At 69.0% G+C, this 10,155-nt stretch carries 10 protein-coding genes; 5 read left to right on the plus strand and 5 right to left on the minus strand.

Annotated features, from left to right (window positions below; all coding sequences use genetic code 11):
• A partial coding sequence (locus ACLQ6X_RS16280) for a hypothetical protein (RefSeq protein WP_411701192.1) occupies nt 1–944 on the plus strand: 944 nt, incomplete at its 5' end.
• Between the two features lie 48 nt (nt 945–992).
• Here ACLQ6X_RS16280 and ACLQ6X_RS16285 read toward each other — a convergent pair.
• Together ACLQ6X_RS16285 and ACLQ6X_RS16290 are read right to left on the minus strand one after the other, a co-directional pair.
• The gene (locus ACLQ6X_RS16285) at nt 993–1,796 is read right to left on the minus strand and encodes a siderophore-interacting protein (protein WP_411701193.1); all 804 of its coding nucleotides are present in this window, start codon (nt 1,794–1,796) and stop codon (nt 993–995) included.
• Nucleotides 1,797–1,908: 112 nt separating this feature from the next.
• Nucleotides 1,909–2,952, minus strand: coding sequence for an NAD(P)-dependent alcohol dehydrogenase (locus ACLQ6X_RS16290; protein WP_411701194.1), 1,044 nt, complete (start codon nt 2,950–2,952; stop codon nt 1,909–1,911).
• A 73-nt stretch (nt 2,953–3,025) separates the two neighbouring features.
• Here ACLQ6X_RS16290 and ACLQ6X_RS16295 point away from each other — a divergent pair, with 73 nt between their 5' ends.
• Both ACLQ6X_RS16295 and ACLQ6X_RS16300 read left to right on the plus strand, forming a co-directional pair.
• Nucleotides 3,026–3,601 (plus strand): TetR/AcrR family transcriptional regulator, encoded by a 576-nt coding sequence (locus tag ACLQ6X_RS16295; protein WP_411701195.1) that lies wholly within the window; start codon nt 3,026–3,028, stop codon nt 3,599–3,601.
• Between the two features lie 52 nt (nt 3,602–3,653).
• Nucleotides 3,654–4,211 (plus strand): isochorismatase family cysteine hydrolase, encoded by a 558-nt coding sequence (locus ACLQ6X_RS16300; protein WP_411701196.1) that lies wholly within the window; start codon nt 3,654–3,656, stop codon nt 4,209–4,211.
• 98 nt (nt 4,212–4,309) lie between these two features.
• Here the strand turns inward: ACLQ6X_RS16300 and ACLQ6X_RS16305 are convergent, their stop codons facing one another.
• From ACLQ6X_RS16305 to ACLQ6X_RS16315, 3 genes are read right to left on the minus strand one after another with little or no spacing between them, the layout of a single operon-like run.
• Nucleotides 4,310–4,987: a M23 family metallopeptidase gene (locus tag ACLQ6X_RS16305; protein WP_411701197.1), complete on the minus strand. Its 678-nt coding sequence runs from the start codon at nt 4,985–4,987 to the stop codon at nt 4,310–4,312.
• Nucleotides 4,984–6,186, minus strand: a complete 1,203-nt coding sequence (locus ACLQ6X_RS16310) for an RNA polymerase sigma factor (protein ID WP_411701201.1) — start codon at nt 6,184–6,186, stop codon at nt 4,984–4,986. The genes ACLQ6X_RS16305 and ACLQ6X_RS16310 overlap by 4 nt, the downstream gene beginning before the upstream one ends.
• A 49-nt stretch (nt 6,187–6,235) precedes the next feature.
• Nucleotides 6,236–6,655, minus strand: coding sequence for a YciI family protein (locus ACLQ6X_RS16315; RefSeq protein ID WP_411701198.1), 420 nt, complete (start codon nt 6,653–6,655; stop codon nt 6,236–6,238).
• Between the two features lie 231 nt (nt 6,656–6,886).
• Between ACLQ6X_RS16315 and ACLQ6X_RS16320 the strand changes: the two genes are divergently transcribed.
• Both ACLQ6X_RS16320 and ACLQ6X_RS16325 read left to right on the plus strand, forming a co-directional pair.
• Nucleotides 6,887–8,620, plus strand: a complete 1,734-nt coding sequence (locus ACLQ6X_RS16320; RefSeq protein WP_411701199.1) for an ABC transporter ATP-binding protein — start codon at nt 6,887–6,889, stop codon at nt 8,618–8,620.
• Nucleotides 8,617–10,155, plus strand: a 1,539-nt coding sequence (locus tag ACLQ6X_RS16325; protein WP_411701200.1) for an ABC transporter ATP-binding protein, incomplete at its 3' end; no start/stop codon positions are given. The genes ACLQ6X_RS16320 and ACLQ6X_RS16325, both read left to right, overlap by 4 nt.

Genomic DNA, 10,155 nt, shown 5'->3' on the forward strand with positions numbered 1-10,155 from the left:
GCATCGGGCTCCGCGGCCTGCTCGCCCGCCGGGGGCACCGCGCGCGGCGGGTGCGGGTTCCGGGCGCAGCGGCCGTCCAGGGCTTTCGCTGGCGGCTCATCGACGTGTACAACCAGCGGTGGTGGCCGCAGGGCATCGCGGTCGGCGAGTTCGAGGGCCGCCCGATCGCCATCACCAGCTGGTACGCGCAGCCCAAGCGCGGGGTCGAGCAGGGTTCGCGGGTGAGCGTCGTCGACCTGAGCGACCCGCGGCGACCGCGCTACCGGCACGTGCTGCTCGTCGCCCCGCGCCGCACGGCGGAGGGCACCGTGTTCGAGCCCGTGGTGGTGCACGCCGGCGGCATCGTCTGGTCGGGCGACCGGCTGCTGGTGGCGGCGACCGGTGGGGGATTCCGGGAGTTCCGGCTCTCCGGCATCCTGAGCCTGCCGCGACGCGGTCTGCTGCGCCGCGGCTCCGGACCCTTCGGCTACCGCTACCTGCTGCCGGAGTTCGGCAGCTTCGCACCGCGGGATTCCGGGGAGACGCCGCTGCGGTACTCGTTCATCGCGCTCGAGAACGACGACGACGCGGCCGAGCTGCGGCTCGTGAGCGGGGAGTACAGCAAGAAGGGCTCGCCGCGGCTCGCGCGGCTGCGGGTGTTCGACGGGCGGGCGACGGTCGATGCGACGCACGTTCCCGGGATCCCCGAGATGCAGGGAGTGGTGCTGGCGGATGACACGTGGTTCGTCAATGCCAGCCGGGGCGACAAGCTCGGCGGCGACCTGTGGGTGGGCACCCCCGGCGGCATGACCCGCCACAAGCACGTGCTGCCTCCCGGCCCGGAAGACCTGGCGGTCTGGCCCGCGCGTCGCCAGATCTGGTCGGTCACCGAGTTTCCCGGCAAGCGCTGGGTCTACGCGGTCGACATCGACGCGTGGAAGCCGCCAGGTATGCCGGTCGAGTAGGTCGCTCTAGCGACCGTATCGAGGCCCCCTGCGCCGGGCTGTGCGCGCTCAGTGCTTCCAGAAGCCCGAGAACGTGATGCGGTCTTTGGGCAGCCCGAGCCTGTGCAGCTGGCGGCGGCCCTCGGTGGCCAGCCGCGACTCGCCGACCACGAAGCCGTAGCCGTTCGGGTCGAGCGGCGGGTACTCCTTGAGCGCGGCAAGGGTCTTCACGCCGGCGACGAGGTTCGAGTCGTCGCGCACGACCCAGGAGATGTCGACACCGGCCGGTCGAACCAGGTCGCGGCGGTCGAGGTGGGTGGGCACCTCCTGGATGACGCGGCCGACCGTGTCGTGCGGAAGCGAGCGCAGGATGCCGGCGACCGCGGGCAGACCGCTCTCGTCGGCGACCAGCAGCACCTCCGAGGCGTCGTCGGGCCGGTCGAAGATGATGCCCTGGTCGAGGAACGCGAACTCGTCACCCGGCGCGGTGCCGCAGGCCCAGATGGCGCCGCCGCCCTCGAGGGCCCCGTCGGCGCCCCGGTGGATGACGAAGTCGATGTCGATCTCGCCGGTCTCGGGCCGGTAGTCGGCGACCGTGTAGTTGGCGCAGTGCGGGCGCGCGTCTTCGGGGATGGCGAGGAATTCCTTGTACCACTTCGCGCCGCTCAGCTGCGGGAGTGTGAAGCGACTCTGGTGCGGGCGGCGAAGGAACAGCCGGAACCAGTGGTCGTAGCCCATCCACGGGAAGTCCTTCAGGTCGTCGCCGCCGGCCGTCACGCGGCGCAGGCTCGGGGAGAGGTCGTAGCTCGCGATGACCTCGGCGCGGTAGAGCTGCGGGTCGGTCGGCACGGTTCGGGAAGATCTTTTGGGCACGAACTGAGGCTAGCCTAAGCTAACCGCCTGGCGCCAAGTTTGTGGGCTGAGAAGTGACGGTGGATGTCGCGGGGCCCGGGCCCCGCGACATCCGAAGGTCTGTGCGTTCCGACTAGGCCAGCGTCGCGATGTCGATCACGAAGCGGTAGCGCACGTCGGAGCCGAGCACGCGCTCGTAGGCCTCGTTGATGTAGTCGGCCGCGACGAGCTCGGTCTCGGGTGCGATGCCGTGCTCGGCACAGAAGTCGAGCATCTCCTGGGTTTCGGCGATGCTTCCGATTCCGGATGCGGCGTAGGAGCGGCGGTTGCCCATGAGGCCGAAGACGGAGATGGGCAGCGGCTCGGGCGGAGCGCCGACGTTGACCATCGTGCCGTCGAGACGCAGCAGCGACAGGTAGGCCTGCAGATCGACCGGGGCGCTGACCGTGTTGATGATGAGGTCGAACGTGTTGGCGAGGGTGCCGAACGTCGCGGAGTCGTTCGTCGCGTAGTAGTGGTCGGCGCCGAGACGCAGCCCGTCTTCCTGCTTGCTGAGGCTCTGCGAGAGCACGGTGACTTCGGCGCCCATCGCGTGCGCGATCTTCACGGCCATGTGGCCGAGTCCGCCCATGCCGACGACGGCGACCTTCTTGCCGGGGCCGGCGTTCCAGTGGGAGAGGGGCGAGTAGGTGGTGATGCCGGCGCAGAGCAGGGGAGCGGCCTTCTCGAACGGGATCGAGTCGGGCACCGTGAGCACGAAGTCCTCGACGACGACTACGTGCGTGGAGTAGCCGCCCTGGGTGACCGTTCCGTCCACGTCGACCGCGGCGTAGGTGCCGGTGTTTCCGTTGAGGCAGTACTGCTCGTTGCCGGAGAGGCAGTTTTCGCACTCACGGCAGGAGTTGACCATGCAGCCGACACCGACCTTGTCGCCGACCTTGTGCAGCGAGACCTCGGAGCCGACCTCGGTGACGAAGCCGACGATCTCGTGGCCGACGACCTGCGGGTAGGAGATGGGGCCCCACTCGCCGCGCACGGTGTGGATGTCGGAGTGGCAGATGCCGGCGTACTTGATTTCGATCAGCACGTCTTTCGGGCCGACGTCGCGGCGCTCGATAGTGGTTTTGACGAGAGGTTCTGTGGCGGATGGTGCAGCGTAGGCATTGACGGTAAGCATCCAACAAGTCTGCCCCACGTGGGATGTGTGTCGGGTGGATGAATATTTCTGCACCAGTGCATAAACTTGCGGAATGCAGCATCCGCCCCCTTCACGCCGCGCACTCAACCGAGCGCGGTCTGCCGAGGCGATCCACGCCGCCGCCGTCACCCTCGTGCTGCGACACGGACTCGTCGGCGCGACCGTCGACGCCATCGCGGAGCAGGCGGGCGTCTCGCGCCGCACCTTCTTCAACTACTTCCCGACGAAAGAAGACGCGGTTCTCGCGACGCGGCCGCCGCGGTTGTCGGCCCACGACCTCGAGGCCTTCGGTTCGTCGACGGATGACACGTTCGCCCGTGTCGTCAGGCTGATGTCTGCCGCCGTGCGCTCGGTCTTCGACGACCTGCCGTCGTTCGCCGCCAAGCGTCAACACCTGCTCAAGCTGCACCCCGCGCTGCGCGACCGGGTCGAGCGGCACGTGCGCGATGCCGAGACGCTCGTGAAGGTGGCGCTCGCCGCGTCCGACCCGGGTGCGCCCTCGCTACCGCTGCTGATGATCGCCGGCACCGTGATGCGGTACGCGTTCACCCCCGCCGCCGACGGGTCGATCGACGATTCGCCCGAGGCGATCGACCGCGCGATCGACGCGTTTCGCGCCGTGCTCTGACCGCTGGATCCCTCACATCGCCCACCCTCATCGCCCGACCGAAGGAACGACCATGACCATCAGCACCCTCGACCCGAACACCGCCCTCATCGTCGTCGACCTCCAGGCCGGCACCGTGCGCAATCCCACGGTGCACCCCGTCGCGGACGTCGTCGCGAACGCGAGCACGCTGCTCGCGGCCTTCCGCGCGCGCGGCCTCCCCGTCGTGATCGCGAACGTGGACGGCACGGCCGCCGGCCGCTCCGAGTACGGAGGGAAGGCATCCGTCTGGCCCGCGGAGATGTCGGCGCTCATCCCCGAGATCGTGGCGGCGGCGGATGAGATCGTCGTCACCCGTCGGGCCTGGAGCGTGTTCGCCAGCACCGACCTCGGGGCCCGGCTCTCCGACGCCGGCGTGACCCAGGTGGTCATCGTCGGACTGGCCACGAGCTTCGGCGTCGAGTCGACCGCCCGCGACGCCTACGACGCGGGCTTCAACGTGGTCGTGGCCGTGGACGCCATCACCGACATGCGCGCGGAGGCGCACGACAACAGCGTGCTGCGCATCTTTCCGATCCTGGGCGAGACGGCTACGACCGCCGAGGTCGTCGGGCTGCTCGACGCGCGCTGAGGGGGCGGTCGCGGTCTCACTGGCGGCAAATTGCTGCTCCCGGCGCCTAGGAACCGCAATTTGCCGCCGATGACCCGGGCGAGTCGGCCGCGTCAGCACTAGGCCGGCTCGACCACGCTGCGCTCGCCGGGTAGGCCCAATGCAACGACCTTCGGATGTCGCGTGCCCCTGATCCACTCGCGGTAGCCGCGGAACGCCACCGGCACCCCGCGGGCGCCGGCGAGGTCGGGGCTGTCCATCAGCTGCAGGTGTACGTGCGGCTGGGTCGAGTTGCCCGAGTTGCCGCACTGCGCGAGCTGCTGCCCGGTGACGACGGGGTCGCCCACGGCCACCCGCAGCGTCCCGGAACGCAGGTGCACGAGGGCGGCGAACGCGCCGCTCTCCCGCAGCTCCAGAACCACGTAGTTGCCGGCGACCGCGGCGGGTCCGAGCCGCACCCGCGCCGCCTGACCGAGCGCGTACGGCACCAGAGCGAGCTGCGACCTCCGCGCCTCGTGGTCGGGTTCGCCGTCGTGCACCGCAACCACGACGCCGTCGGCCGGCGCGAGGATCGGCCGCCCGAACGAGAAGAACCGCTCGGGCGGCTCGGTGTGCAGCACCGTGCGCCAGTCGGCGTGCGCGGCCGTGCGGTGCCGATCGTCGACACCGACGAAGTCGATCGCGTAGCGCTCGCCGAACAGGTCGACGCCGTGGCTCGGCACGCGCCGGGCCGGGCTGTTCATCGCGAGCCAGCGGCCGGCGAACGGCAGGGCGATCTCGACCGGCGCCACGGTCACGGGAGCTCCGCCAGCTTCCGCTCGAGGTTCGCGCGCTCGGCGGAGTTGTCGCACAGCGCGATGGCCTTCCCCAACTCCGTCCGCGCCTCGTCGAAGCGGTGCAGCCGCGTGAGCAGCTCGCCGCGGATAGCGGGCAGGACGTGCGAACCGGGCAGCTCGCCGCGCGCAACGATCGCGTCGACGAGCGCGAGACCGGCGGCGGCGCCCTCGGCCATCGCCACCGCGACGGCCCTGCCGAGTTCGACGACGGGCGACGGCGCGAGCCGGCCCAGGGCCTCGTAGAGAAGCACGATGCGGGGCCAGTCGGTGTCTTCGACCGAGGGCGCGATGGCGTGACACTCGGCGATCGAGGCCTGCAGTCCGTAGGCGCCGAGCCCGCGGCCCGCCGTCGCGGCCCGGGCAAGCGCGGCACGCCCGCGACGGATCGCCGCGCCGTCCCACAGCGCCCGGTCCTGGTGCTCGAGCAGCACCGGCTCTCCCGACGCGTCGAGCCGGGCCGGAAACCTCGCCGCCGTCAGTTCGAGCAGCGCGAGCAGCCCGAACACCTCGGGCTCCGGCGCGAGCCGAACGAGCACGCGGGCCAGCCGGCGCGCCTCGTCCGAGAGGCCGGTGCGCATCCATTCGTCTCCGGATGACGCGTGCGAACCCTCGGTGAAGATGAGGTAGACCACCTGCAGCACGGAGCCGAGACGCTCGGCGACGTCCGGCGACGCCGGGGCGGCGAACGGCACGCGGGCGGCGGCGAGGGTCTTCTTCGCCCGGGTGATGCGTGCCTGCACCGTGGGCACGGGAATCAGGAACGCCTTGGCGATCTCCGCGCTGGTGAGTCCGCCGACCACCCGCAGGGTCAGAGCGATGCGGGCCTCCCTCGGCAGGATCGGGTGGCAGGCGATGAACATCAGCGCCAGCACGTCGTCGTCGACGGCCTGCGGGTCGAACAGGGTGTCGGCGCCCGCCATCTCGTCTTCGAGCTCGCGGGCGAGCAGTGCGTACCGGTCGTCGCGGGCGGAAGGCCGCCGGAACGCGTCGATCGCCCGACGCCGGCCGACGGTGAGCAGCCACCCGGTCGGCTGGGCGGGCACCCCGTCGACAGCCCAGGAGACCAGCGCCTCGGCGAGAGCCTCCTGAGCCAGGTCCTCGGCGAGCGGGAAGTCGCCGGTGTACCGGGCGAGGGCGCCGACGATGCGCGCGGACTCCATGCGCCACACCGCCTCGACGGCCGCCCGCGCCCCGGTGTCTTTCACCTGTCTAGAGCTGCCCGGTGCGCTCGCGCCATTCGCGCTCGCGCTGCACAAACTCGTTGTCCTGTGGGAACTCGTCGATACCCGGCACCCGGCGAATCTCGACCTTGGCACCGTCCATCTGCGGCATCCGTTTCGCCCATTCGACCGCTTCTTCTCGCGAGGCGACGTCGAGGATGTAGAAGCCGTTGAACAGCTCCTTTGTCTCGCCGTAGGGGCCGTCGGAGACCACCGGGGTCTCGCCGCTGAAGTCGACCACGACGCCGTTATTCGCATCGTCGAGACCCTCTGCCGCGAGCATCACGCCCGCTCGGATGAGCTCGTCGTTGAACCTGCCCATCGTCTCGAGCATCTCGTTGAAGTCGACGTTCGCGAACTTCTCAAGTAGCTCGTCGGTCGCCCTCATGATCAGCATGTACTTGGCCATCTCGTACTCCTTCGTTCGTCGGCGGTCGTTCTCTCGACCCTCTCACCCGGAGGTCGAACGGCGCCACGCCCAATCGACAAGGGAGCGGATCTTTCTTCGCGTCGCCCCGTTTTTACGCTGGCAGAGTACGCGACTGGTGCGATGTCGGAGGTGGCCAATACAGTACGGGAGCAGGTGGCCGACGGCGCACGGCGCGGCCTTCGATCGATTCACTTCTGGAAACGAGACCCAATGCTGGGAAGACTTCTTGTTCGCTATCTCCGTCCGTACCGAACTCAACTGATCGCGGTACTGGTCTTCCAGTTCGCTGCAGCGCTCGCCTCCCTCTACCTGCCTACGCTCAACGGCAGCATCATCGACGAGGGCGTCGCCACGGGCGACACCGGTTTCATCTGGTCGACCGGACTGCTGATGCTCGCCATCTCGCTAGGCCAGATCACGGCGTCGATCATCGCGACGTACTTCGCCGCCCGCGCGGCGATGCAAGCCGGACGCGACATCCGCAACGACGTCTTCGAACGCGTGAGCGCGTTCTCCGAGCGGGAGGTGTCGCAGTTCGGCGCCGGCTCGCTCATCACGCGCAACACGAACGACGTCACCCAGGTGCAGATGCTGGCGATGATGGGGGCCACCATGCTCGTGTCGGCGCCTCTGCTCGCCATCGGCGGCATCATCATGGCCGTGCGTCAAGACATCGGGCTCAGCTGGATCATCGCAGTCGTGGTGCCGATACTGCTGCTCATCGTCGGCGTGATCATCGCGCGCATGGTGCCGCTGTTCCGGCTTTTCCAGAAGCGGCTCGACGCCGTCAACCGCATCATGCGCGAGCAGCTCACCGGTATCCGGGTGGTGCGGGCGTTCGTTCGCGAACCGATCGAAGAAGAGCGCTTCGAAGCGGCGAACACCGACATCATGGACGTCGGCCGTCGCGTCGGCTCGCTCTTCGTTCTGCTGTTCCCGCTCGCCATGCTCGTGCTCAACGTCACTGTGGTCGGCGTGATCTGGTTCGGCGGTATCCGCGTCGACGCGGGCGAGATCGAGATCGGCACGCTCTTCGCGTTTATGCAGTACGTCGGGCTCATCCTCGGCGGCGTTCTGATGGCGACGTTTATGACGATCATGATCCCGCGCGCCGCGGTCTCCGCCGAGCGGGTCAGCGCGGTGCTCGCGAGCGAGACCACACTCGTGCGCCCGACGACTCCGGTCACCGAGTTCCCGACACCCGGAACGGTGGAGTTCCGTGACGCCGGCTTCATCTACCCCGGAGCCGAGAAGGGCGTGCTCGGCGGCATCACCTTCGCCGCCGGCCGCGGCGAGACGGTCGCGATCGTCGGCTCCACCGGAGCCGGTAAGAGCACGCTCGTGTCGCTCATTCCCCGACTCTTCGACGTGACCAGCGGCGCGGTGCTGGTGGGCGGCGTCGACGTGCGCAGCGTCGAACTCGACCTGCTCTGGACCGGCATCGGTCTCGTGCCGCAGCGCCCGTTCCTGTTCACCGGCACCGTGGCATCCAATCTGCGCTTCGGGCGCGAAGACGCGACCGACGACGACCTCTGGCGCGCGCTCGAGATCGCCCAGGGCCGCGACTTCGTCGAGGAGATGGACGGCCAGCTCGAGGCCCGCATAGCGCAGGGAGGCACGAACGTCTCGGGCGGGCAGCGCCAGCGGCTGGCGATCGCGCGCGCCATCGTGCACAACCCCGACATCCTCGTCTTCGACGACTCCTTCTCGGCGCTCGACCTCACGACAGACGCCCGGTTGCGGCAGGCCTTGTGGCGAGAACTACCCCACGTCACCAAAATCGTCGTGGCCCAGCGGGTCTCCACGATCACCGACGCCGACCGCATCATCGTGCTCGACGACGGCGCCATGGTCGGCGCCGGCACCCACGAAGACCTGCTCGTCACAAGTGATACCTACCGCGAGATCGTCGAATCCCAGCTCGGAATGGAGGCCAGCGCATGAGCAAGACAGCACCCGTCACCCCCGAGCCGAGCGAAGACGAGAAGCGCGAACTCGAACTCGCCGAGAAGGCGCGCATCGCCTCCGACTCGTGGGACAGCGTCGCGCCCGGCAAGGCCGCCAACTTCGGCGTGAGCTTCCGCCGGCTCATCGGGCTGCTGCGGCCGCACGCGTTCGCGTTCGCCTTCGTGTCGCTGCTCGGCACGATCAGCGTCGTGCTCACGGTTCTCGCCCCCCGCGTGCTCGGCGAAGCGACCAACATCATCTTCGAGGGATTCATCTCGGCGCAGCTGCCGGCGGGCAGCAGCAAGGCGGAGGCCATCGAGCAGCTGCGCGCGGCAGGCCAGGGCGACCTTGCCACCATGGTCGGCGCGATGCAGATCACCCCCGGCGAGGGCGTCGACTTCGCCCGCCTCACCCAGGTGCTCGTTCTCGTGCTGGCGCTCTACATCGTGGCGTCGGTGCTGGGCTGGCTGCAGGGCTACGTGATCAACGTGATCATGGTGCGCACCATGTGGCGCCTGCGCCAATCGGTCGAGGCCAAGATCAACCGCATGCCGCTGTCGCACTTCGACAAGGTGCAGCGCGGAGACCTGCTGAGCCGCGTCACCAACGACATCGACAACATCACCCAGACCATGCAGCAGTCGCTGTCGGGCGCTCTCACCGCGCTGCTCACCGTGGTCGGCGTGCTCATCATGATGTTCTCGATCTCGTGGCAGCTGGCGCTCGTCGCGCTCGTGAGCCTGCCGCTGATGGCCGTGATCTTCGGCATCATCGGCCCGAAGTCGCAGAAGGCGTTCGGAATCCAGTGGCGCAAGATGGGCCTGCTCAACGCGCGGGTCGAAGAGTCGTTCTCGGGCCACGCCCTCGTGAAGGTGTTCGGCCGCGAGCAGGACTCGCACGAGAAGTTCCGCGCCGAGAACGAGGAGCTCTACCAGGCCAGCTTCAAGGCCCAGTTCCTGTCGGGCATGATCATGCCCGGCATGATGTTCATCGGCAACCTGTCGTTCGTCGGCATCGCCGTGCTCGGCGGGCTCATGGTCGCGAGCGGCCAGCTGCGTCTCGGCGACGTGCAGGCGTTCATCCAGTACTCGCAGCAGTTCACCCAGCCGCTCTCGCAGCTGGGCGGCATGGCGGCCGTGATCCAGTCGGGCACGGCATCGGCCGAGCGGGTCTTAGAGCTGCTCGACGCCGACGAGCAGGAGCCCGACGCGGTGGATGCGCCCCAGCCGGTCGACGGCGAAGGCGTCATCGAGTTCGAGAACGTCAAGTTCTCGTATGCGCCCGATCGCCCGCTGATCACCGACCTGTCATTCCGGGTGGAGCCCGGGCAGACGGTGGCGATCGTCGGCCCGACCGGCGCGGGCAAGACCACGCTGGTCAACCTGATCATGCGGTTCTACGAACTGGACGCCGGCCGCATCCTGCTCGACGGGCAGGACATCGCCGAGCTCACCCGAAACGACGTCCGGTCGCGCACCGGCATGGTGCTGCAGGATCCGTGGCTGTTCGCCGGCACGATCCGCGAGAACATC

Origin of the sequence: Conyzicola sp., from assembly GCF_046714715.1 — a bacterium.
Taxonomy (GTDB): Bacteria; Actinomycetota; Actinomycetes; order Actinomycetales; family Microbacteriaceae; genus Conyzicola.